This window comes from Actinokineospora fastidiosa (assembly GCF_014648415.1).
Lineage (GTDB): Bacteria > Actinomycetota > Actinomycetes > Mycobacteriales > Pseudonocardiaceae > Actinokineospora > Actinokineospora fastidiosa.
In genome coordinates this window covers 243,393-266,299 of record NZ_BMRB01000004.1, presented here as the reverse complement: position 1 = coordinate 266,299, position 22,907 = coordinate 243,393, and the positions used below count along the sequence as shown (strand labels likewise).

Sequence of the window (22,907 nt, the reverse complement as noted above, 5' to 3'; positions counted from 1 at the left end):
GTCAGGGGCGTTCGGCGACGATCAGGACGCGGCGGGTCATGCAGTCCACTGTGGCCTGCATTTCTCGCAGGGAGGCTTTGAGGTCGCCCGGGTCGGCGCCGGTTTCGGCCGCCAGGTCGTCGACCGCGGCCAGCAGAAGGTCGTTCACGCGGGTCACGCGGGAGCGCCAGTGGTCGGTCTCCTCGTAGGCGTGCACGGTGAAGCCCGCGTCAGCCAGGGCTGGGCGGTGGTCGGGGAGTTGTGGGGGGCGGCCGACGGGTTGGGTGTGGTAGTCCCACGTCGTCAGGACCAGGCGGCCGCCGGGGGTGAGGACGCGGGCGAACTCGGTGAAGGCGGCCGCCTTGTCCGGGGCGAACAGGAGCGCGTCGACGCTCATGACCGCCTGGACGCTCGACGCGGGCAGGCCGGTCTCGGCGAAGGTCCCCACCTGGAAGGCCGTCCGGTCGGCCAGGCCGAGGGCGTCGGCTCGGGACCGGGCGGCGGCGACCGCCGTGGGGGCGATGTCCACTCCCACCAACCGGGTGTCGGCGCGGGCGGCGACCCAGAGGCCGGGGCCGCCCTGGCCGCAGCCGACGTCGGCGAGCGTGTCCCCCGGGCGCAGGCCGACCTCGGCGACGAACCGGGTCAACTCGCTCACGGAGATGTAGCTGAAGGGGGCCACCTCGGCCGGGTACTCCGCGCCGTACACCTCGGCCCACACCCGGGCCTGCACCGAGGACGCGGGACGCGCGAACGCCTCGGTGAACCGGGTCCGCCAGCCCTCCTCGACCGCGTCCACTAGCCGCGCGCGGTCGTCTTCTTCGCCGCGAGGCGCTCGGCTTCCTTGCGGACCTCGACCTGGGTGGCGCGCTCGCGCTGCAGCCACTCGGGGTTGTCCGCCTTCAGCTCCTCGATCTGCGCGGTGGTGAGCGCCTCGGTGATCCCGGCGCGGGCCAGGCCGCCGATGGAGATCCGCAGCTTCGCGGCGATGACAGAGCGCGGGTGCGGGCCGTTGCGGCGCAGGTCGCGCAGCCACTCCGGCGGGTTGGCCTGCAACTCGTTCAGCTCGTCGCGGGAGACGACGCCCTCGCGGAAGTCCTCGGGGGTGGCGTCGAGGTACACGCCCAGCTTCTTGGCCGCGGTCGCGGGCTTCATCGTCTGGGGTGTCTTGCGCGAGGTCATGGCGTCCAGGGTAACGGGGCGCCGGTCACGGGCGGTAATCTGCCCGCGTGACCTCCCCGTCCTTCCGGCTCGCGCACGTGCCCGGGGTGACCCCCGACAAGTGGGTGCGGGTCTGGGACGAGCGGAGCCCGGACCTGCCCCTCGTGCTCGTCCAGGCCGCGGCCGCCGACGCCGCGGGCATGGTCCGCGACCGCGCGGTGGACGCCGCGCTCCTGCGCCTCGGCGGCGACCGGACCGGCCTGCACGCCATCCCCCTCTACACCGAGACGACGGTGGTGGTCGCCCCGAAGGACCACCTGGTGACCGCGTCCGACGAGCTGTCCGCCGCCGACCTCGCCGACGAGGTGCTGCTGCGCCCCCTCGACGACGTGATCGAGTGGACGGACGCGCCGGGCCGGGTGTCCGACGACCGGCCCGAGTCCACCGCGGACGCCATGAAGCTGGTGGCCGCGGGCCTCGGCCTGCTGGTCGTCCCGCAGTCGCTGTTCCGGCTGCACTTCCGCAAGGACCTCACGTCGCGCCCCATCCCCGACGCGCCGCAGTCCCGGGTGGCCCTGTCCTGGTTGGAGGACGAGACCACGGACCCGATCGAGCGGTTCATCGGGATCGTGCGCGGCCGCACGCCCAACAGCACGCGGGGGCGGCAGCCCGAACCCGCCGCCGCCCCGCGCCGCGCGAAGCCCCCGCAGCCGAAGCCCCCGCAGCGCGGGAAGCCCCGCAAGCGCCGTTAAATCACCAGTTCGCCGTCGCGCACCACCACGCGGCCGCCCGCGACGACCAGCAGCCGCCGGGGGGCGCGGACGAGCGCGTCCGGCACGTTCTCGGCGTCGACCAGGACGATGTCCGCCCGCGCGCCCGCGACGATGCCGTGCGTGTCGCGGTGCACGAAGCCGGCGGCGGACGTGGTCGCCAGCTCGACGGCCCAGATGAGGTCCTCGTCGTCGCGCAGGCCGTGCAGGCGGGCGAAACCCAGGGCGATGCGGAGGACGTCGCCGTCGCCGTAGGGGGACCACAGGTCGCGGATGCCGTCGGTGCCCAGGCCGATCCCGATGCCGCGCTCGCGCATGCCGCGCCAGGGCAGCGGGGCGTAGCGGACGGGCGCGACCGTCGCCCAGGTGATGCCCAGCTCGCGCAGCTGGTCCAGCAGGTCGGCCTGGCGGGAGCCGGTCACCTCGCCCAGGGCGAAGCCGTGGGAGACGGTCACCTTGCCGTGGAGGCCGGTCCGGCGCGTGCGGTCGATGATCAGCTCGTACTGGAACGCGCCCAGCTCGCCGCCGTCGTGCAGGTGGATGTCCAGGCCGACCCCGCGCCGCTCGGCGATCTCGAACAGCCCGTCGAGCTGGGCGACCGGGTCGCGGTCGATGGACGCCGGGTCGATGCCGCCGACGTGGGTCGCGCCCGCTGCCGCGGCGTCGTCGAGCAGCTTGAGCACGCCGGGCCTGCGGACCACGCCGTCCTGCGGGAACGCCACGATCTCGACCTCCACCGCGCCGCCGAGCGCGGCCGCGGCCGCCCGGACCGTCTCGATGCCGCGCAGGCCGACCCCGAGGTCGACGTCGACGTGCGTGCGGGTCGCCGTGGTCCCGTGGCGCAGGAACTCGCGCAGCACCGCGACCGTGCTGTCGACGTTCGGGATGCCGTACTTGTCGCGCTCGGCGCGCTCGTGCGCGATCCGCCCCTGCGTGGTGCCCTCGCCGCCCGCGGACACCCACGGCTGGCCCCACCAGCTCTTGTCCACGTGCGCGTGCGCGTTGATGAGGCCGGGCAGCGCGAGCAGGCCGCGCCCGTCGACCCGCTCCCCCGGCGCTGCCGAGCCCGCGGGCACGACCTCGGCGATGAGGCCGTCGGAGATCACCACGTCCACCGGGTCGCCGCCCCACGGGCGCACGTTGGTCAAGGTCAGCATGCGGCGATGGTATACCAAATCAGCGGGCCCGCTCCTCGGCCATCCCGCGCCCGGTGTCGAGGTGCTCGGCCACCAGCCGCTCGACCCGCGCCACGTCCCGGTCGGCGATCGCGGCGTAGAGGCCCTCGTGCTGGCGGGCGACGGCGACCAGGTCGTCGTGCTGGCCCAGCAGCCACCGCATCCGGCTGCGCAGCGGGCGCTGCAGCTCGTTGAGCAGCTCGTTGGCGGCCAGGTCGGTCACCACCTCGTGGAAGTCCGCCGCCGCCCGCCGGGCCGCCACCGCGTCGCCCGCCCGGGCCGCCGCCGACTCCGCGTCCACCGCCGCCTTGAGCCGCACCAGCCCATCCCGGGTCCTGCGCTGCGCCGCCAACCGGAACACCAGCGGCTCGATCGCCGCCCGCACCTCGTGCAGATCGGAGACATCGGAGGCGCTGAACTCCCGGACCACGGCCCAGGTCCGCGGCCGAGCCACCACCAACCCCTCCGCGACCAACACCCGAAGCGCGTCCCGCACGGGCACCCGACTGACCCCCAACTCAGCCGCCACGTCCCGCTCGACCAACCGACTCCCCGGCACCCGCACCCCGTCGATGATCTGGTCCCGCAACAACCGAACGACCCGCTCCGACTCCGCCTCGAAGCCCGCCATGGCACCCCATCTCCACTCGACGGAGTTGGTATACCACGATTAGCTCCCCGCCCCACTCTCCCACCGCGCCCCGTACGCCAGGCCGGGGACGAGCTGCCGGAAACGCAGGTGCACCTCCCCCGCCCGGTCCACCGGAAGCTGCCTGTCCTGACAGCCCTGCTCACCCCCATCGACGCCATAGGCCCCGGACAACGGCCACACCCGCGGCGGCACCCGATCACTCCCGAACCGGACCCGCAGGTCGAACAGCTCACACGGGTGCGGAGGCACACACACCAGGTGCGGCCGCAACGCGCGCTCGTCCGGCAACCGGAACCTGACCGCGATGTCGTGCGACGCGCCCTTGGCCAGCGACGTGGGCAGGGCGAGCGCGAAGGCGCACCCGTCCGCAGCCAGATCCTGGCGGACGAGCGTGCCGCCGTAGAACACCCGGATGTCCGGCCTGGGCCCGGTCACCTGGATCGGGGCGGTGATCCCCAGCTCGCGCACGCCGTCCTCGTCGGCGACGACCCGCCGCTGCACGAGCACCTCGGGCTGCTCCCGGTCCAGCGCCACGGCGACCCGCAGTTCCGTCGTGCGCCAGCCGCACGCGCGCCGCACGGGCGCGTCGGCGGCCAGCTCGGCCAGCTGGTTGATCGCCTCGTCGACCCGGCGGCGCACCGTGCGCGGGTCCCGGTCCAGCCGGACCGCCGCCCAGTGCACCCGGTCCTGGTAGAGCGGGAACCGGGCGTCGGACTCGATGGCGAACGCCGCGAGGCTGACCTGGCCGAGGTCCGCAGGCAGGCGCGCGATCAGCTCGCCGAGCCGGTCGGCGAGCTTGCGGCGGATCACCGCGGGCCCGTCGCAGTCGGTGATCTCGCACGTCGCGCGCAACGCGGGCCCGACCCGGTCGTAGATGCGGCCCGCGAAGAGCCCCCGTCCCTTGCGGAGCGCCTTCAGCTCGCGGACCAGTTCCAGATGCCGACTCATCGGCTCGCCTCCCCTGCCGAGCGCGGTCCTTCCCGCGGACAGGATGGGACGGCGGAGTGGACCGGAAGTGGACACATCGTGGATGGCCTAGACCTGGTCCGACCGGGACGCCGCCGCCGCGACCGAGGCGGTCAGCGCCGTGCCCATGCGGACACCGTCGCGGCCGTTGTAGACGCGGAAGGTGCCGATCCGGCCGAGGGTGTGCTGGTCGGTCGCCCCGACGCCGAAGACGACCACGTTCGGGCACACCGGCCGGTCCGGGTCGGTGAAGGCGGCGAACACCGCGGGCCAGTCGTGCCGGTCGGTCGCCCGGCCGTCGGAGGTGAGGAACACGATCGGCCGCCTGACCGGTAACCGGCGCGCCTTCAACCCGCGCACGTCGCGGTCGATGGCCGCGTGCAGGAAGGCGAACAGCGGCCCGAAGTTGGTGCCCGCGCGCGGGCTCGCCGCGGACAGGTCGGCGAGGTCGGCGGCCGGACCCAGCGGCCGCAGCACCCTCGGCTCGTCGGCGAACCCGACCACGCACACCCGGACCAGCGCGGCGACCGCGGGATCGGCGTGCACGGCGCCGCGGAACTCGCGCAGCCCCGCGTTCACCTCGTCCAGATGGTCGCTCATCGAGAACGACTCGTCCACGGCCACGTAGCACGGCAACACGCTGGGATTCATGCGACTGCTCCTTCGTTTCGGTCGATGCGGAGCGCAGGGTTGCGGGCCCATGTCGACCGAACGTGGACGGATCGCTGATTTTTTTCGACACACCAATGGCCCCTTGCGCGACGTTCGACACAGACACCAAGCTCGCGATCCGGGGAGGCGGAGTGGAGTTTCGGATGCTGGGCCCGCTGGAGGCGTGGCACCAGGGCGGTCAAGTGCACTTGGGGGACCCGCAGCAGCGGTTGGTACTGGTGGTGCTCCTGCTGCACGCCAACCGGCCGGTGTCCACCGAACGGCTGACCGAGATCGTCTGGGGCGATCCTGACCGGCGCGGCCTCGTCCGCAGCTACATCAACCGGCTGCGAAAGGCCCTGCGCGAGGCGGCGGACGTCTCGATCGAGACGACGCCCTCGGGTTACACGCTGTGCGTCGACGAGGATCTCCTGGACATCCACCGGTTCGACCGCCTGCGCGCGGAGGCGGCGGAGGCGGACGACCCGCGCCGGGCGATCGCGCTGTTGCGCGAGGCGGTCGACCTGTGGCGCGGGGGCTTCCTGGAGGACATCGACACCGACCGGGTGGGCGGCACCGAGGTGTACTCACCCCGCGAGACCTACCTCGACGCGGTCGGGGACCTGGCCGAACTGGAGCTGACCGCGGGCGACCACCGGTCCGCGCGCGACCGACTGCGGCGCGTGGTGTCGGCGCATCCCGACAAGCAGCGGCACGCCACGCTGCTCATGCGCGCGCTGCTCGCCTGCGGCGACCAGGTGGGGGCGATCCGGGTCTTCCAGAGCGCCGCGGCCGCGCTCGCCGAATGGGGCGTCGAGCCCGGGCCGCAGCTGCGCAAGCTCGCGGCCCTGGCCGAGCGCGGCGAACCGGCGAGCAGGCTGCCGTCCCGGCCCGGCGGGTTCACCGGCCGGGACGCGGAGTTCGCGGTGATCGACGCGGCGGCCGCGGGCGAGCGCCGCGCGGTGTGGGTGAGCGGGGCGCCGGGCGTCGGGAAGACGGGGCTGGCGATCGAGGCGGCACACCGGCTGCGCGCCCGGTTCCCGGACGGGCAGTTCCTCGTGCGGCTCAACGGGTACACCCCGAACGTGCCCGCGACGACGGTCGCGGACGCGCTCACCCAGCTCCTGACCGAGTTGGGCGTGCCGCCCGAGCAGATCCCGGCGACGGACGGCCGCAAAGCCGCGCTGTACCAGTCGACGTTGTTCGGCACCAGGACGCTCGTGGTGCTGGACAACGCCCGCTCTCCCGACCAGGTCCGACCGCTGCTGCCCGAGACGGCTGGCTGCCTCGCGATCGTCACCAGCAGGCGGATGGGCGACCCGGACACCGGCGAGCACCTGCGCCTCTCCCCGCTGCCGCCGGACGACGCGATCGCCCTGTTCACCGGGTTGAACGAGCCCCACCGCGTCCGTGGCCGGGGCGACGAGGTTGCGGGCGTGGTCAAGCGGTGCGGGTATCTGCCGATGCCGATCAAGGTGGCGGCGGCACTGTTCCGCAGGCACATCCGGTGGTCGGTGGACCACCTGCTCCGGCTGCTGGAGGAGAGCGGGCCGTGGCGCGCGGGCGGCGACGAGGACGGCGCTGCCGCGGTGCGGGTGTCCTACCAGCAGCTCGCGGACCCGCAGCGGGAGCTGTTCCGGCTGTTCGGGCACCTGCCGGGCCGCGATGTCGACGTGGCGGGCGCGGCGGCGCTCGCGGGCCGCGACGTCGCGTGGGCGCGCGCGGTCCTGGACGATCTGCACGAGGTGTGCCTGCTGGAGGAGATCGCGACGGACCGGTACCAGATGCTGGATCCGCTCAAGGAGTTCGCCGCCGCGCAGCCGCTGCCCGCGTCCCCGACCGAGCGCGCGGACGCGCTGCGCCGCCTGTCCGACTACTACCTCGTGACGCTGGAGCGGGCGGTCGGCACGGGCTACCCGTTCGACCGCGCGCTCCAGCCCGTGTCGGGTCGGTCCTGCCCGGTGGCCCCGGTGTTCGAGAGCGCGGACGGCGCGCTGGCGTGGATCGCCGCCGAGCGGGACAACCTGGTGGCCGCCATCCACCACGCCGCCGCGCACGGCCTGCCGCAGCACGCGTGGCGGCTGGCGGTGCTGGTCTGGCGTCACTTCAACACCACCAGCCAGTTGGAGGACTGGACCACGACGATGGAACTCGCCCGGGACATCGTGTCCTCGGACCCCGGCGACGACTGCGGCCAGGCGCACGTGCTGCTGCGGCTGGCCACCGCGCACAACCGGCTCGGGCGGCTCGCCGAGGCGCGGGGGCTGGCCGAGCAGGCCCTGCCCCGGTGGACGCGGATCGGCGACGTGGTGGGCGAGGCCGCGACGCTGTGCGCGCTGGGCGTCCCCATGATGGAACTCGGCGACCACGATGACGCCATCGGCCACTTCGCCGCGGCGCTGGCGAAGTACGAGCAGATCGGCGACCTGCGCGGACAGGCGCACGCGCTCAGCATGCTCGGCAACCTCAACGAACTGCGCGGCAACCTCGCCGTCGCGCTGCGCCAGCACGAGTCGGCCGTGCCGATGCTCCGCGAGGTCGACCACGTCCAGGGCCTGGCGCACGCGCTGAACAACCTCGGGTCCGTCCAGCAGCGTCTCGGGCTCCACACCGAAGCGCTCGCCAGCCACACCGAGGCCTACGAGCGCGCCCGCGAGGTCGGCGACGACTGTGTGGCGGCGTACGCGTTGAACTACATCGGCAACGTCTACCGCCAGCTGGGGAGGTTGACCGACGCGAAGCTGCACCACGACCGGGCCAGGGAGGCGGCGGCCGAGCTGTCCGACGCCGACCTGCGCACCCAGCTCTACCGCGACCGGGGCGCGACCGCGGCGGCCGGGGGCGATCACGCCGACGCCTTCCGCGCCTATCACGCAGCACTGGACCTGGCGTCCAGCACCGGCAACCGCACCCACCAGGCCTACGCCAACCGCGGCATCGCCCACACGCTCCACGCGCTGGGCAACCATCCCGATGCCGTTGCGCACTGGCAGGCGGCGGAGACGGGGTTCGCCGAACTCGGCCAGCCGGAGGCCGAGGAGATCCGCGCCGAACGCGCGGCGATGACCTGCGCCTGCCGATAACCCGCTCGGCAGGCACTAGGGCGAACAGCAGTGATGCCGTGGACGGCTCGGCCGTCCACGGCATCACGGTGCGGCACATCGGGTAACCGCGCCCCCGGGGCGCGTCGTGAGTCGCCCCTGGCGGGTCAGTACTGCCGGAGCACTCGGGTCAGCTCCGGGTAGACCGCCCGGACCGGGGCGTGGTCGCGGCGGCGGCTGAGGGTCCTGGCCAGTTCGCGCAGGTCCAGCCGGATGGTCGCCGAGTCGACGTGGGCGGCGTCGTCGAGGACCTCGGTCAGCGTCACGCAGCTCTGGTCGATCTCGCCCGACAGGGCGTGGGCCAGGGCTCGGCGGGCGCCGAACCGGGCGCGCGTGCGGCGGGAGGTGGCGGTCAGCCGGGGCACCTCGCGGTCCAGGACGTCCGCCGCCTCGCGCACGCGGCCGAGATCGCAGAGCGCCCAGCCCCTGGCCAGCTCGATCGGCTCCAGCGCGGTCGAGCCGAGCACGGGATACGGCCGGGCGTCCGCATCGGACGTATGCAGCAGTTCGGTCGCCCGGTCGAGCGCCCGTTCGCACGCGTCCCGGTCCCCGGCGAGGGCGTGTCCCTGCGCCTCCCGGCGCGCCGCCAGGGCGACGGTCCGCGCGCTGGCCCGCTCGGCGCGTTGAGCCCGCCGCGCGAGGTCGATCGTGGTGATCGGGTCCTGCCGGTAGAGGGCGAGCCCGGCCTCCCGGACGAAGGCGTAGCCCGCGATCTCCCGGTCGCCGCCCGCCCTGCCCAGTTCGGCGGCGTGCCGGGTCCACCACAGCGCGGCCCGCTCGTCGCCTGCCTCCTGGTTCATCCAGCCGGTGTACTCGGCGATCCGCGCGGCGAGCTGCAGCAGTCGCGAGCGGACCGGCTCGGGGTTCTCCCCCGCCAGGCCGTGCGCGGTGCGCACCTGGGCGATCAGCGGATCGATGACGACCGCCGGGCTCGTCTGCGCGCCGAGGACCCGCAGGTGCTCGAACGACGTCCGCATGCCCGCGATCACCCGGTCATCGGGCACCGGCCGGGGCCCGCCCGCGAGGGCGATGCCGAGGACCGTCCCCGCCGCCAGCACCTGGCGGCGGTCCAGCGTGGGCTCGGCCGCGCCGCGGTCGCGCGCCAGCCGGGCGGCGTCGATGAGCCTGCCGCCCGCGTTCAGCGCGCCGTCGCAGAGTCGGGCCATGGTCTCCTGCGGCGGCTTGACGTCGTTCTCGACCTTGCTCAGATAGCTCTTGCTGTAGTTCACGCGCCTGGCCAGCTCGCCCATCGACATTCCCGCCGTGGCGCGGAGTTCCCGCAGTAGCGCACCAAATGACTCGGCCACCGACGCCTCCCGTTGTCTTTCCGAAGATCGAGTACACCAGTTCCACCGTGGGCGCGCAATTGCCTTGGCCGCCCTGGAAACCCCCAGGGCGGCCAGGCGCGCATTCCCGGGAATCAGCCGTGCCAGGGATTGCCCTCGGTGGTGGCCGTCGTCGTGGTGGTCGGCGGGGCGGCCGGGTCGCCGTCGTCCGACGATGTCGCCGAGCCGGTGCCAGCGCCGACGACGCAGAGCGCGACCAGCGACGACGCGAACGCCGCCAGGAAAGCGGAAAGGGTTTTGGACATGGCGAATCCTCCACGGGAATTGTGCTGAAGTGGGGCGGAACCGGTGATTTCCGCCGCCCACCAACGAGGATTCGTCACGCCGTCCCCGCCAACAAGGAGGTGACTGTTTCCCGGGACCGTGGTCACCGGGACACCAGGGCATCCACCCGCTATCCACTCCCGATCGACACCCGGTCCCGATGCTGTGCGGGCACACACGAGCAGCCGGCGCGGTCCGGCGAGAACAGGGAGGTTCTATTGTGACCGAGGTCGCGACGTACGACGTCGCCGTGTCGTTCGCCGAGGAGCAGCGCGAGGCCGTCGACGAGGTGGTCGAGGCGTTCCGGCAGCGCGGGCTGACGGTGCTGCACGGCCCCGACCAGATCCACGACTGGTGGGCGCGCAAGGACCGCGGCGACCTGCCCGTCGCCCGGGTGCGGTTCTTCCTGCCGTTCGTGTCCGCTGTGGACGAGTTCACCGCGGCGATGCTGCGCGCGGTGAAGGCCGGGGACCAGCACGTGCTGCCGGTGCTGGTGGGCCCTGTCGCCGTGCCGGAGGAGTTGCTGCACCCGCACGTGGACTACCTGCGTGCCAGCACCCCCGACCGCCTCACCGACGCGGTGAGCGGCCGGGTCGAGGCGGCGGAGGCGGCCGGGCGGGACCGGGCGCCGGTCGCCGAGGTGGTGACGACCGCGCGGGCGGCGGCTCCGGCGCCCTCCGTTCCCGCCACCTTCAGCCGCTACGCCGAGCAGGACGCGGCCCTGCGCTACCTGGGCGAGCAGTTCGCCGCGGCGCTGCCCGGACTGGCCGGGCGGGGGCTCGTCGGCACCGCCCACATCGGGGACTCGCGGATCGCCGTGCGGGTCGAGCGGGCCGGGGACACGGTGTACGCGCTGGACATCCAGCGCGGCGGCATCGGCGGCGACGAGACGGTCAACTTCGTCGTCGGCAGGCACGACCCGGGCAGCGCCTGCAGCAACGGCTGGGCCCGGCCCGTCCACGACACCGCCACCGGCGCCACCGGGTTCGAGCTGCACGACCTGTCGCTGCTCGGGCGCGCCGCCGAACCGCGCACCTACAGCAGGGAAGAGCTGTTCACCGCGCTCTGGGAGCGGATCACCGCGGTGCTCGCGTCGACCCTCCGCTGAGCCCGCGACGGGAAGCGCCCCTCACCAGGCCGGGTGAGGGGCGCTTCCCGTCGTCAGTCCGGGCGGCCGTCACGGGCCCGGTCGAGGACCTCCTCCAGCCGCAGCGGGCTGGGCGGGTGGTGGCTCAGGCACAGCGGGGCGCGCATCCTGCGGAACCCGAAGGTCTCGCCGGTGACGTAGAACTGCCCGCGGTCCAGCTTCGAGATGTCGGCGATCGCGCTGCCCTTCGCCCTGGCCATCTCGGTCGCGGCGGCGATGTGCGCCGGGCTGTTGAGCCTGCCGAAGAACTGCGTCGTGGCGTTGCCGATGACCTGGTTGTGCACGCCCTTCGGCGCCTGGGTGGCGAGCACGAGCCCCAGGCCGTACTTGCGCGCCTGCGAGGCGAGCAGGATGGTGCTCTGGGTGCTCGCCGTCCAGCCGACGGACGGCGCGATCGTCTGCGCCTCGTCCATCACCAGCAGCCCGCCGAGCGGCCGGTCGACCGCGGGATGGCGCTTGATCCAGGCGAACACCTCCAGCTGGAGCTGGCTGACGAAGCCCTGCCGCTGCTCGTCGTTCGGCAGCCCGACGAAGCTGATCACCGAGATCCGCGCCCGCTTGCCCGGGGTCGGGGTGAGCAGCATCGCCGGATCGGTCGGCTCTCCCGGACCGCCGAGCAGCGGGTCGTTCACCATCGCCGCCCGCAGCGTCTCCGCCAGGTCGGCGGCCATGGTGGGCGCGGTGCTCAGCTTGCTCACCCCGTCGGGCAGTTCGGCGAGCACGTCGACGAAGCCCGCGAGGTCGCGTTTCCCGGTGCGCGCGTAGTGCGCCAGCGCCTCCCGCAGCACGGCCCGGCCGCGGACCGCGCCCTTCGCGCCGCCGGTCACCCCGGCGTGCGGGACCAGGCGCGCGACCGCTGCCTCGACCGACGCGGCGAACTCGTCGGCGTCCTCGCGGACGCGGGCGAAGTCCGGCAGCGGGTGGAAGCTGAGCGGCCTGCCACCGGCCCTGGCCGGTGTCCACACCACCACCTCCGTGTTGGCGATGTACTCGGCGGCGCTGTCGGCGTCGCCCGCGCGCCAGTCGGCAGGCGGCTCCGGCCACGGGTCGCCGAGCCGGGCTAGGTCGTTGTTCGGGTCGAACACGATCGCCGAGACCCCGCGCAGCGCGCACTCCTCGACGATGCGCCGCAGCAGCACGGTCTTCCCGCTCCCGGAACCGGCGAAGATCATCACGTGCTTGCGCAGCGACTCCAGCTCGACGCGGATCTCGCCGTCCATCCCGAGCGCGATCTCCGCAGGCGACGGCGGTGGCCGGGTCTCCTGGTGGCTTCCCGCTGCCCGTCCCGGGTCGGGCAGGATCTCCCGCAGGAACGTCGTGCGGCTGGCGGGTTTGCGCGCCACCAGCCACGCCAGCAGCTGGTGGTTCTGCATGGGCAGCATCTCCTTGAGCGCGCTGAACGTCCGCAGGTCGTCGTCGGAGATCTTCACCCACGCGCCGCCCGCCTGCTCCAGCTCGGCGACCTCGGCCTTGGTCGTGCGGCCGGTCCAGCCCTGGCTGCCGTTGCGGATCAGGACCAGGTGCCTGCCGCGCCCGCCCGCCCTGATCCCCGCCGCCGTGCGGGCGCTGCGCAGCCTGCTCAACACGCGGTTGCCGTGGCTGCTGGCGATGAGCCGGAAGGCCCAGCTCTCGACGGTGTCCAGCTCCTCGTTCAGGGTCCGCTTCAGGCCAGCGTGCAGCGAGCCGCTGCCGCCGTCGGCGGGCTCGGCCGCCCAGGTCATGTCGTCGTTGCCGACCTCGTTGATCCACGACTTCAGCCCGGCCAGCAGCAGCCCGGGCATCACCGCGTCCTCGTTGTGCTGCTTGAGCTCGGCGGCCGAGATGTCCGCCTTGTCGCGCAACTGCGCGAACCGGGCGTCGAACTCGGTGAAGTAGTCCGGTTCCGGCCCGCTGGGCACGGGGGTGGCCTCGACGCGCTGTTCGTCGAAGGAGGTCAGCTCGCGGACCTCGCCGTGCAGACACGATTCGGCGTGCGCGTGGATGCGTTTGAGCAGTTCCCTCGGCGTGCGCGGGTTCCACGGTTCGCCGAACGCGGAGGGCGCCACGGGCCAGGTCGGGTGCGGCGGGTCGAACCCGTCGCGCCGGTAGATCACCCCGAGCCACCGCTCGACCAGCGTCCTGGCGACCTGGGGATCCACGATGGCCCACAGGACCGGGGTCTCGGTGAACCGGTCGAACACGGTGTCGCTGGCGATCGAGTGCAGCTGCTTCCAGGTGTTCGGGAGGCACGCCACGATGGACAGCGTCCGCCGGGTCGTCTCGCGCAGCTGCATCAGACCATCGGCGATGAGCGCGATCTCCTGGGCCAGCTCGGCGTTCGTCACGCCCTCGTCGACGGCGTCCTGGCCCCGGTTGACCAGGGTGTCGAGCTGGTCGATGGCGATGACGCACGGACCGGTCAGCGCGAGGACGCGCGAGAGGTCGCGCACCAGGAACCGGGATGACTTCGACGGGGCCTGGATGCCCCACCGCCGCAGATCGTCCCCCGCGTCAGGGAGGCCCTGCAGGTACGCCATGGCGATGTCGGCGTGCTCGGAGCCGTAGAGCACCAGCGCCCGGATCGCGTCGGCGCACTCGACGGCGATCCGGCTGTCGATCTTGCGCAGGTGGTTCACGAAGGCGCGCAGGTCGTCCGGGGTCAGCGGCGCCTCGTCCAGCACCGCCCTGGCCACGGGCTCCGGCACGTCCGCCGTGGCGCACAGCTGCCTGAGCAGCACGGTGAGCTGAAGTCGGCCGTTGTCGTCGGGCCTGCGCAGCTCGCTGCGCATGGCGTCGGCGACATCGTCCCAGAACACCTTGCCCGCCGTGAGCTCGACCAGGAAGAAGTACCCGCCCTCGCGTTGCACCGCGCGCCGCGCCGAACCCAGCAGGTGGGTCTTGCCGACGCCCTTCTGCCCCTGCAGCACCAGCCCGACCGGACTGGCGCCGGTGCTCGCCTTCGCGTCGGCGATGCCCGCCTGGATCCGCTGCTCCACCGCGAAGTGCAGGCCGTCCACATGCGACGGGGAGGTGTGCCACACGTCATCCGGCGTCTCGGCGGAGTTGAAGCGGACCGCGGCGAGGGCCTTGCGTAGATGCTCGCTCATGATTCCTCGATCGCCATGAGGTGCTTGTCCTCGCCGCCGATGCGGATCGCGGCGGCGTGGTCGGCGTCGGTCAGCACCTTGCGGTTGGAGTCCGGGACCAGGTTGGCCTCGCGGGCCCGGTACATGCGCAGCAGCACCTCGTCCACGTCGCCCTTCTCGGCCGCGCCCAGCTTGGGGCGGAGCTTGGCCAGCCGGACCCAGTCCTGCGGCTTGACCGACAGCTCCAGGTAGGCCGTGCGGATGAGCGTCTCCAGGTCGCGGGGCGAGATCACCTCGGCGAGGCTCACCCCGCCCCGGCGCAGGTGCGCGGCGACGCAGCGCAGCATCTCGAAGCCGAGGACCACCAGCGGGCCCGATCGCACCGGCGGCTCGACCGCGGTCATCTCCTGTTCGCACCAGGCGATGCCGTCATCGGTGATCTGGTGGATGTACGGCCTGGTGTCCTTCGTCGTCTTGAGCAGACCGGCCCTGTTCAGCCGGTCGCGCCCGGCGGGCCGCAGGTCGATCCCGATCCTGGTCAGCTCGGTGTTGGGGACCGCCCGGTTCTCGCGCAGCAGGAGGAACATCGCCGCTTTCTCGTGGGACCCGAACTTCTCCGGCATAGCACGCCTTTCAGTTGGTGGCTGAGTGGATTCGACGATCGATGCGGTCGAGCAGGGCGCCGACCTCGGTGCGCAGGTCATCGGGCGGGGCGAGCCGCTCGCCGTTCCCGTGGGACCGGCCCAGCAGGTCAAGGTCGACGGAGAGGTCCCGCAGCAGCGCGAGGTCCCCGTCGTCCAGTGCCTGGCCCATCGTCCGCACGGTCTGCGCCACGAGCGCCAACCGCGCGGCATAGGGGACCTCGCTGACTCCGCGCAGCGCGGCGGCCGCGTCCCGCAGGGCGTCGTGGTCGGGGTCGGCCCCGCCCGGGGCAGCGCCGGAGATGTACCCGTGCAGTTCCTGCGCGACCCGCACGGGCCGGGTGTCCGGGGCGAACTCCAGGTGCCGCAGATTGCGCAGGAAGCCGGGCAGCCGCTCGCGGTCTGTGCCCCGGGTCAGCACGCAGAACAGCTGGCGCTGGTCGCCGTCGGGGTCGAGCGCGTGCCGCAGGAACCGCTCCGCCTCGGTGATCTGCCACCGGCTCACGTCGCCGTCCACCACCAGGCACAGGTGCTTGGCGGGCTCGCGGCTCTGGTCGAGGATCTCCGCGTCCCCGGACAGCGACCGGTCGACGCGCAGGCCGAGCGCGCGCAGCTCGTCGATCAGCGCGGTCGCGGTGGCCAGCGCCGAACGCGGGCTGGACACCAGCAGGTCCAGGTCGAACGTGCGATGGCGTGCACGGGCGGCGGCCACGTAGGCGTCCCGGTTGTCGGCCAGCAGGTCGGTGCGGTCGAACTCCTGGGCGATCACCGCGGCCACGGTCTCCAGCGCGAACGAGATCTGGTCCGCCGACGGGGTCCGCTCCTCCTGCACCGGCAACTGCTCGCCGAAGCTCCAGTAGGAGACGTAGGGCAGGGTCAGGTGCCGCAGCATCAGGTCCTCGGGCACGCTCTTGGCCAGCCAGGCGCGGAACAGCGGCGCGACGACCTCGGCGCACCGGCGCTGCCAGGTCTCGGCCCGCTCGTACTCCACCCGGTTGTCCAACCGGGACAGGATCGGCAGCACCATGTGCCGGGGCCGGTCGTAGGGCAGGCGGTCGCGAGCCGTGTCGGCGAGCCGCACGACGCCCATGGCGTCGACGAGGTTCTGGTCGTTCGCGGTGAACACGACGGCCAGGCGGTCAGGGAGGTGGGCGGTGCAGATGCCCGCGATGTCGGAGATGCCGGTCCGGCTGTCGATCAGCACGAAGTCGTACTCGGCCGTCCACTCCTCCCGGCACTGCTCCAGGAAGGTGGCGAATCCGCGCAGATACAGGTCCTCCCAGTCGATGGCCTGCATGCGGCGGGTGTAGGAGTCGTCGTCGCGCCTGCCCGCGGCCAGCAGGGCGAGGGTGTTGCCCTCGACGTCGAGCCGGACGGCGTGCGGTCGGGGCGACTTGGCGCCGGCGAGGAAGTCGTAGGCGAGGTCGATCACGCCGCCCTCGGGGGCGCCGGACAGCACGGGCCCGAAGTAGTGGTGCAGGCCCGGCGCTTCCAGGTCCCAGTCGATAGCGAGGACGCGGTACCCCCACCGAGCCAGCAGCACGGCGATGTTGGCCAGGGTGAAGCTGCGCCCGACACCGCCCTTGTAGGAGTAGAACGTGATGACGGTCCCGGTCATGGGTCGAACCTCGGCATCGGCGGCGGCGGGATGATCACCGGGTCGGGCGCCTCCACGATCGGCCAGTCGGGCTGCCACTCGGGCACCTGCCGCAGCAGCGCGGCGAGGTCCGCGGCCAGCTCGGCCACCTTCCGGTGGAAATGGATGAAATCGCGGCTCTCCTGGTACACCAGCTCCGGATAGCCGAACTCCTTGAAATCCCACCACGAGAGCTGCCTGCCCTCATCGGGGAAGTTGTCGGAGTCGGAGTAGAGAATCGGGTACACCAACCCCTGCGGAAAGTCCAGGTTGGCCAGGCCCAGCACCTTCTGCCGCTCCTGCATGCTGCGCCACTCGGCCATGCACCACGGCGACTGGAAGTAGCCGGGGGTGAGCAGCTGGACCATGATCTTGCTGTGCCGCACGGCATGGCGCAGGTCGGAGGGCCAGTGCACGCCGCGCCGCATCGTCCGGTCGACGTACACCTTGGGAGCGGGCGCGACCTGGTCGGCGAGACAGTCGCGGAGCTTCGGATGGAAATGGTTCATCAGCCATTTCTGCACACTTCCATGGCGGCAGTAGCTGATGAACACATCGTACTTGTAGCCGGACACGCGACCGATGATAGAGAACGATCTCGGCCCGATAAAAGACAAGATAATGGACGATTCCCGCCGACTGGACGGGAAAGTGGACAAAGAGCGGGCACCCGCGCGGGCATCACGCCCTGACCCGCTGACGAAACCTATTATCCGCGGGCCGTGGGCACGCGGCCCGTCCGGTCGCCCGGTGTCGAGTGGGGCTACCCGCGGGTCTCCGCGGCCTGGACGGTCTGTGCCAAGAGGACGGCGATGGTCATCGGTCCCACGCCGCCGGGGACCGGGGTGATGAGGCTGGCCCGGTGTTCCGCGGCGGCGTACTCGACGTCGCCGATGTTGCCCGGGTTGTAGCCAGCGTCGACGACGACCGCGCCTGGTTTGAGCCAGGCGCCGCGGACCAGTTCCGGGCGGCCTACGGCGGCGATCACGATGTCGGCCTCGGCGACGGTGGCCGCCAGGTCCGTCGTCTTGGAGTGGCAGTAGGTGACTGTGGCGTCGCGGGCGAGCAGGAGCATGCCGACCGGCTTTCCCAGGATCGGGCTGCGGCCGATGACCACCGCGCGTCGACCGGTGAGGGGGACGTCGTAGGCGTCGAGCAGGCGGAGGATGCCGCCGGGTGTGCAGGAGTGGAAGCCGGGCTCGCCGAACGCCATCGCGGCGAAGCTGTGCATCGTCACGCCGTCGACATCCTTGTCCGGGGCGATGGCCTCGAAGGCGGCGCGCTCGTCGATGTGGGCGGGCACGGGGTGCTGCAGGAGGATGCCGTCCACCGCCGGGTCGGCGGACAGTTCGGCGATGCGGGCGACCAGGTCGTCCGTCGTGGTCTCGGCGGGCAGTGCGACGCGGCGGGAGGCGATGCCGACGCGGGCGCAGCGGGCGCTCTTCATCCGCACGTACGTGTGGGAAGCCGGGTCGTCGCCGACCAGGGCCGTGGCCAGCAGCGGGGTGCGGCCCGTCCTGGCGACGAAGTCCTTGACCCGCTGGGCCGTCTCGGCCAGCAGCGACGCGGCGACCGAGGTGCCGTCCATGATCCGCGCGGGCATCCGTGCTCCTCACTCGAGTCGAATGAGGGGCACCCAGGCGGACGATGCCTTCTCTACGCGCACTCCCCGGTGGTCGCCCACCCGACGCCAGTCGTGCACGGCAATGCTAGGCGACCGGGCGATCGGCGGTCCATCCCGGTGACCGTGCCGCCGCGCGGGTGCGGCGGCACGGTCACCTTCGACGACGCGGCCCCCAGGCGCGTCGTGCCTGCCCGCACCGTCACGGCGCCGCGGTGCGATCGGAACGCCGAACGTGGCTGCCGAGGAGCTCGAAGTGCGCCGAGTGCTCGTCGAACCGGGACAGCAGCGCGCGGGCGGCGGGCGGCACGACCGACCCGGTGCCGCCGGGGCCCGCGAACTCCTCGACCGCGGCCCAGTCGTCGAAGGTCATCAGGGTCGCGAAGTGGCCCGGGTGCTCCTCGGGCCTGCGGCGCAGCACCGCCAGCTCGCGCAGGCCGGGGATGCCGCGGTCGAGGATGCCGGGCGCGATCGTGCCGTTCAGGAGTTCGGCGTAGGCCGCCGCGGCCTCCTGGTGTCGGCCCACCCGTTCCAGGCTCGAATGATCATCCGCGCTCCTCTGACAGCATGCTGTTGGTTCAACAGTACACTGTTGGAATGAGCGATGCGGTGGAGGCGTACCGGCTGCTGGTCGCCGACGTGTACGAGGTGGCCGGGCTGTCCCGGCGGACCAGCGAGAACCTGGCCCGGCCGCTGGGCCAGACGACGGCGCGGTGGCACGTGATGAGCGTGCTGTCCGGCGGCCCGCACACCGTGCCCGCCACCGCGCGGCGGTTGGGACTGGCGGCGCAGAGCGTTCAGCGGGTGGTGAACGACCTGCTCGCCAGCGGTCACCTGGAGGCGGTGGACAACCCCGACCACGCACAGTCCCCGCTCATGCGGCTGACCGACCTCGGCCGCGACACGGTCGACGAACTCTTCGCGCGGTCCGCGGAGGCCCGGGCCGAGGTGCTGGGCCGGGCGGGCGTGACCGCCGACGAGCTGCTGGCCGCCCGCGCGGTGCTCCGCAAGCTCATCGGCGCGCTGCGGGAGTGACTGTCAGCGGGCCACCGCGGTCTCCCGCGCCACCCGCGACAGCTTCTCCGGGTTGCGCACGTAGTAGAGACCGCTGACGAGACCGCCCTCGACCCGGACGGCCAGGACGCCGTCGACCTCGCCGTCGAGCCGCATGATCAGCCCCGGGTAGCCGTTGACCTGCACCGGCTCGAACGTGACCGCGTCGCCCACCTTCTCCAGGCCCGCGCGCAGCAGGCGCGCCACCTTGTCGACCCCGACGATCGGCCGGGGCACGGCCTGCCTGACCCCGCCGCCGTCGCTCATGACGACGACGTCCGGGGCGAGGATGTCGAGCAGGCCCTGCAGGTCGCCGGTCTCGATCGCCCGCTGGAATGCCGCGAGCGCTGCCCGGCTCTCGGCCGGGGACACGACGTCCCTCGGCCTGCGCGCGGCGACATGGGCCCGCGCCCGGTGCGCGATCTGGCGGACGGCGGCGGGCGTCTTGTCGACGGCCTCGGCGATCTCGTCGTACCCGAGGTCGAACACCTCGCGCAGCACGAACACCGCCCGCTCGGTGGGCGCCAGCATCTCCAGCACCAGCATCATCGCCATCGAGAGGCTGTCGGCCAACTCGACGTCCTCGGCGACGTCCGGCGCGGTCAGCAGCGGCTCGGGCAGCCACGGGCCGACGTAGGACTCCTTGCGCCTGCCGAGCGTGCGCAACCGCGTGAGCGCCTGCCGGGTGGTGATCCGCACCAGGTACGCCCGCGGCTCCCGCACGGTGTCGAGGTCGACGCCCACCCAGCGCATCCACGTCTCCTGCAACACGTCCTCCGCATCCGCCGCCGACCCGAGCATCTCGTAGGCGACTGTGAACAACAGACTGCGATGGACGACGAACGCCTCCGTCGCCGGGTCCGGACGCCGGTCCTCGCTCATACCCTCCACGGCCTTCCGCATCGCATGCTCCCGCTCCTCGTCCTCACGCCACAGGACGCCCGCTCGTGCCGTCCTGTGACACCCACGGCCGTGACCCCGCTCACGTGTCGGCGGGCAGCGCCTTCAGCAGCCCGGCGATCCGGTTCGCGGACGTGGTGTCACCGATGGCGCGGTAGCCGTCATACGCCCTTGTCCAACAGTCACGGGCCTGCGAATAGCGCTGGGTGCGGTGCAGTGCGGCGCCCAGGTTGGTCAGCGCCTTGCATTCGCGGTTGGTGTCCCCGGTCCCGCGGTACAGCTCGGCAGCCTGCCCGAAGGCCGTGATCGCCGGGTCGAATCGTCCGTCGCGCCGGAGGGCGGTGCCGACGTTGTTGAGCGCCTTCGCCTGGCCTTCGGGGTTTGCCAGGTCCCGATGCCGGGCCAGGGCGTGCTGGTAGGCGACGGCGGCCTCGTCGAAGCGGCGGTCCGCGCGCAGGGTCGCGCCGAGGTTGTTCCACGCCATCGCCTCGCCCTGCCGGTCCCCCAGTTCCCGAAAGCGGCGCCGGGCGGCGTGGTGCGCGGCGACGGCCCCGTCGGGGCGGTCAGCCCGATGCAGGGCGATTCCGAGGTTGGTCAGCGCCATCGCGTGGCCATGGCGGTCGTCCAGATCGCGGTGGAGGTCCAAGGCCCGGCGGTAGGCGGCCAGCGCCTCGTCGACGCGGCCCGCGCCCGCCAGCGCCAGGCCGAGGTTGGTCAGGGCCATCGCTTCCCCGTGCTGGTCATCCACCTCGCCGAACCGTTCGGCAGCCCGCCCGTGGGCGGCGACCGCGTCGTCGTAGCGCCGGATCACCTGCAGCGCGGCGCCCAGGTTGGTCCAGACGATGGCCTCGCCCAGGCTGTCGCCGCGCTCGCGGTGCAGGTCCCCGGACCTGCGGTGGGCGAGGATGGCCTCCTCCGCCCGCCCGATCCGCTGCAGCGTCGTGCCGAGGTTCGTCCACACCATCGCCTCGCCGTGCCAGTTCCCCATGGCGCGGTACAGAGCGAGGGCCTGGTGGTGGGCGTCGATCGCGTCGTCGAGGCGCCCCTCCGCCGACAGCGACAAGCCGAGGTTGGCCAGCACCGTCGCCTCGCCGTAACGGTCGCCCACGTCGCGGTAGCGGCGCAACGCCTGCCGATGGGCGGACACGGCCTCGCCGTACCGCCCTAACTGGTGCAGGGCGTTGCCGTGCAGCGCGGCGGTGGCGGCCTGGTGGTGCGGTGGCAGGTGGGCCGCACTGGCCCGGGCGTGCTCGGCCGTGGTCAGCCAGTCGGCGGTATAGCGGCGCCACTGCAGGTATCGGGACAATGCGATCGCCAACCAGGCCGCATGGGCGTGGTTGCCCTCAGCCGTGGCCAGGGCGACCGCCGCGACGAGCGCGGGCCGTTCCTCGTCGAGCCACCGCAGCGCCTCCTGCCGCCCGGTGAACCGGTCGGGAACGGGCTGCCCCGGAAGGGCGCGTAGGTGCTGGGCGGCGCGATCGGTGGTGTTCGTGTAGTGGTTCAGCAGGCGGTGCAGCGCGGCCCGCTGCTCAGCGCGGTCGACCCCGAGCACTTCGCGGGTCGCGGTATGGGCGCGCACCAGATCGTGCAGGCTCCACCGGTCGCGGCCCGCGGCGACGACGAGGTGGGCTTGGCGCAGGCCGCGCAGCAGCGCGCGGACGGCCCCGACGGATACATCGGCCAACGCGGCCGCGGCGTCCGTGGACACATCCGGTCCGGGCGCCAAACAGAGCAGCCGCAGCATGCGCGCCTGGGCCGGGCGCAGTCGCGCCAATCGCTGCCAGGACCGGTCGAGGGCCGCGGTCACCGCCATCTCCCCTCGGGTGAACCCCTCCGCCCCGGGCGCTTCCGGCAATTGCGCGACGAGGTCTCCGGCGGTCAACTCCGGTTCGTCGGCGAGCAGGCCCGCGGCGACGCGCAGGGCCAGCGGCAAACCACCGCACGCCGCCGCCAGCGCCCGCGTGCCCGAGGCGTCGGCGGTCAACCGCCGGTCGTCGGGGTCGAGGACCGACAGCGCGTCGGTGAGCAGGGCGGTGGCGGGCCCTTCGGCGAGCACGTCGACGGCTAAGTGCCGCGCGCCCACCAGGTCAAGGGTGTCGCGGGTGGTCACCACCACCACGTGCCCACCGCGGGCAGGCACGAGCGGCGCGACCTGATCGCCGTCGCACGCGTTGTCCACGACGAGCAGCACCCGCATCCCCCGCGCCGCCAACCCGCCCAGCGTCTGGTCGTAGACCACGCGCGCCTCGCCCGGGTCGGCGGGGATCTGGTCGGCGGGCACCCCCAGGTGCCGCAACAGCGGCGAGAACACCGCGGCGGCGGCCACCGGTGCGGCGTCGTACCCCCGCATGTCCGCCAGGAACACGCCGCCGGGAAACCACCCGGCCCGCGCGGCGGACACCGCGCAGTGCCGCGCGAGCGCCGTCTTGCCGACCCCGCCCATCCCGGCGACCGCCGACACGACGACCGACCCGCTCGCCCCGGCAGGGTCGAGCCACCCCAGCAACCGGCCGACCTCGGCACTCCGGCCGCTGAACAACTCGGCGGCCTCCGCGGCCTGCGGCCCCAACACCCGCACTTGGGCCGCCACCGGCCTGCCCGCCGACTCCGCTGTCCCACCACCGACGTCGCCGATCGTCACCGACACCCGCTCGCCCTGCGCCAGCACACCGCTGACCACACCGGCCACCCGCACACTGTTCACGGTCGCGCGGTCAGGATCACCGGAGCCCAGACGCACCCGGCGATCATCGCCCATCACCATCCCCGAGCAAAGACG

At 73.0% G+C, this 22,907-nt stretch carries 20 protein-coding genes and 1 riboswitch; of the genes, 4 read left to right on the top strand and 16 right to left on the bottom strand.

Features of this window, described 5'->3' with window-relative positions; translation table 11 throughout:
* Position 1: 1 nt before the first annotated feature.
* Entirely contained in the window at positions 2 to 778 is a 777-nt protein-coding gene (locus IEY98_RS23340; protein ID WP_189212752.1) for a class I SAM-dependent methyltransferase, read from the bottom strand.
* A complete protein-coding gene (locus tag IEY98_RS23335) occupies positions 778 to 1,161 on the bottom strand; it encodes a DUF5997 family protein (RefSeq protein ID WP_189212751.1) in 384 nt (127 codons plus the stop codon). Before IEY98_RS23335 ends, IEY98_RS23340 begins: the two co-directional genes overlap by 1 nt.
* Before the next feature lie 47 nt (positions 1,162 to 1,208).
* Here IEY98_RS23335 and IEY98_RS23330 point away from each other — a divergent pair, with 47 nt between their 5' ends.
* On the top strand, positions 1,209 to 1,892 hold the full coding sequence (locus IEY98_RS23330; RefSeq protein ID WP_189212750.1) for a substrate-binding domain-containing protein: 684 nt from the start codon (positions 1,209 to 1,211) through the stop codon (positions 1,890 to 1,892).
* Here IEY98_RS23330 and IEY98_RS23325 read toward each other — a convergent pair.
* The 4 genes from IEY98_RS23325 to IEY98_RS23310 form a co-directional block, all read right to left on the bottom strand.
* Positions 1,889 to 3,067 (bottom strand): amidohydrolase, encoded by a 1,179-nt coding sequence (locus IEY98_RS23325; RefSeq protein WP_189212749.1) that lies wholly within the window; start codon positions 3,065 to 3,067, stop codon positions 1,889 to 1,891. The two genes, IEY98_RS23330 and IEY98_RS23325, sit on opposite strands and share 4 nt — an antisense overlap.
* A gap of 19 nt (positions 3,068 to 3,086) precedes the next feature.
* On the bottom strand, positions 3,087 to 3,716 hold the full coding sequence (locus tag IEY98_RS23320; RefSeq protein WP_189212748.1) for a GntR family transcriptional regulator: 630 nt from the start codon (positions 3,714 to 3,716) through the stop codon (positions 3,087 to 3,089).
* Positions 3,717 to 3,755: 39 nt separating this feature from the next.
* The gene (locus tag IEY98_RS23315; RefSeq protein WP_229787271.1) at positions 3,756 to 4,685 is read right to left on the bottom strand and encodes a hypothetical protein; all 930 of its coding nucleotides are present in this window, start codon (positions 4,683 to 4,685) and stop codon (positions 3,756 to 3,758) included.
* 87 nt (positions 4,686 to 4,772) lie between these two features.
* A complete protein-coding gene (locus IEY98_RS23310) occupies positions 4,773 to 5,354 on the bottom strand; it encodes a vWA domain-containing protein (protein WP_189212747.1) in 582 nt (193 codons plus the stop codon).
* A gap of 152 nt (positions 5,355 to 5,506) precedes the next feature.
* On the opposite strand from IEY98_RS23310, the gene IEY98_RS23305 reads away from it, so the two are divergent.
* A complete protein-coding gene (locus IEY98_RS23305) occupies positions 5,507 to 8,437 on the top strand; it encodes an AfsR/SARP family transcriptional regulator (RefSeq protein ID WP_229787269.1) in 2,931 nt (976 codons plus the stop codon).
* 125 nt (positions 8,438 to 8,562) lie between these two features.
* Here IEY98_RS23305 and IEY98_RS23300 read toward each other — a convergent pair whose 3' ends face one another.
* Positions 8,563 to 9,762, bottom strand: a complete 1,200-nt coding sequence (locus IEY98_RS23300) for a helix-turn-helix domain-containing protein (RefSeq protein ID WP_189212746.1) — start codon at positions 9,760 to 9,762, stop codon at positions 8,563 to 8,565.
* Positions 9,763 to 9,875: 113 nt separating this feature from the next.
* Positions 9,876 to 10,046 (bottom strand): hypothetical protein, encoded by a 171-nt coding sequence (locus tag IEY98_RS23295; protein WP_189212745.1) that lies wholly within the window; start codon positions 10,044 to 10,046, stop codon positions 9,876 to 9,878.
* Between the two features lie 239 nt (positions 10,047 to 10,285).
* Here IEY98_RS23295 and IEY98_RS23290 point away from each other — a divergent pair, with 239 nt between their 5' ends.
* On the top strand, positions 10,286 to 11,173 hold the full coding sequence (locus IEY98_RS23290) for a TIR domain-containing protein (RefSeq protein ID WP_189212744.1): 888 nt from the start codon (positions 10,286 to 10,288) through the stop codon (positions 11,171 to 11,173).
* A 53-nt stretch (positions 11,174 to 11,226) separates the two neighbouring features.
* On the opposite strand, the gene IEY98_RS23285 is transcribed toward IEY98_RS23290, so the two are convergent.
* From IEY98_RS23285 to IEY98_RS23260, 6 genes are all read right to left on the bottom strand, one after another.
* Positions 11,227 to 14,298: an ATP-binding protein gene (locus IEY98_RS23285; RefSeq protein WP_189212743.1), complete on the bottom strand. Its 3,072-nt coding sequence runs from the start codon at positions 14,296 to 14,298 to the stop codon at positions 11,227 to 11,229.
* Complete coding sequence (locus IEY98_RS23280; protein ID WP_189212742.1) at positions 14,295 to 14,900, bottom strand: hypothetical protein; 606 nt, start codon at positions 14,898 to 14,900, stop codon at positions 14,295 to 14,297. Before IEY98_RS23280 ends, IEY98_RS23285 begins: the two co-directional genes overlap by 4 nt.
* A gap of 10 nt (positions 14,901 to 14,910) precedes the next feature.
* On the bottom strand, positions 14,911 to 16,536 hold the full coding sequence (locus IEY98_RS23275) for a KGGVGR-motif variant AAA ATPase (RefSeq protein ID WP_189212741.1): 1,626 nt from the start codon (positions 16,534 to 16,536) through the stop codon (positions 14,911 to 14,913).
* Positions 16,533 to 17,108, bottom strand: a complete 576-nt coding sequence (locus IEY98_RS23270; protein ID WP_268244607.1) for a toll/interleukin-1 receptor domain-containing protein — start codon at positions 17,106 to 17,108, stop codon at positions 16,533 to 16,535. Before IEY98_RS23270 ends, IEY98_RS23275 begins: the two co-directional genes overlap by 4 nt.
* A gap of 209 nt (positions 17,109 to 17,317) precedes the next feature.
* Entirely contained in the window at positions 17,318 to 18,157 is an 840-nt protein-coding gene (locus IEY98_RS23265; protein ID WP_189212739.1) for a bifunctional 5,10-methylenetetrahydrofolate dehydrogenase/5,10-methenyltetrahydrofolate cyclohydrolase, read from the bottom strand.
* Between the two features lie 24 nt (positions 18,158 to 18,181).
* Positions 18,182 to 18,262, bottom strand: a riboswitch (ZMP/ZTP riboswitch).
* 115 nt (positions 18,263 to 18,377) lie between these two features.
* On the bottom strand, positions 18,378 to 18,701 hold the full coding sequence (locus IEY98_RS23260; protein WP_229787265.1) for a hypothetical protein: 324 nt from the start codon (positions 18,699 to 18,701) through the stop codon (positions 18,378 to 18,380).
* 71 nt (positions 18,702 to 18,772) lie between these two features.
* Here IEY98_RS23260 and IEY98_RS23255 point away from each other — a divergent pair, with 71 nt between their 5' ends.
* Complete coding sequence (locus IEY98_RS23255) at positions 18,773 to 19,210, top strand: MarR family winged helix-turn-helix transcriptional regulator (protein WP_229787263.1); 438 nt, start codon at positions 18,773 to 18,775, stop codon at positions 19,208 to 19,210.
* 3 nt (positions 19,211 to 19,213) lie between these two features.
* On the opposite strand, the gene IEY98_RS23250 is transcribed toward IEY98_RS23255, so the two are convergent.
* Complete coding sequence (locus IEY98_RS23250; RefSeq protein ID WP_229787261.1) at positions 19,214 to 20,131, bottom strand: RNA polymerase sigma-70 factor; 918 nt, start codon at positions 20,129 to 20,131, stop codon at positions 19,214 to 19,216.
* 79 nt (positions 20,132 to 20,210) lie between these two features.
* Positions 20,211 to 22,817 (bottom strand): ATP-binding protein, encoded by a 2,607-nt coding sequence (locus IEY98_RS23245; protein WP_189212738.1) that lies wholly within the window; start codon positions 22,815 to 22,817, stop codon positions 20,211 to 20,213.
* Positions 22,818 to 22,907 lie beyond the last annotated feature (90 nt).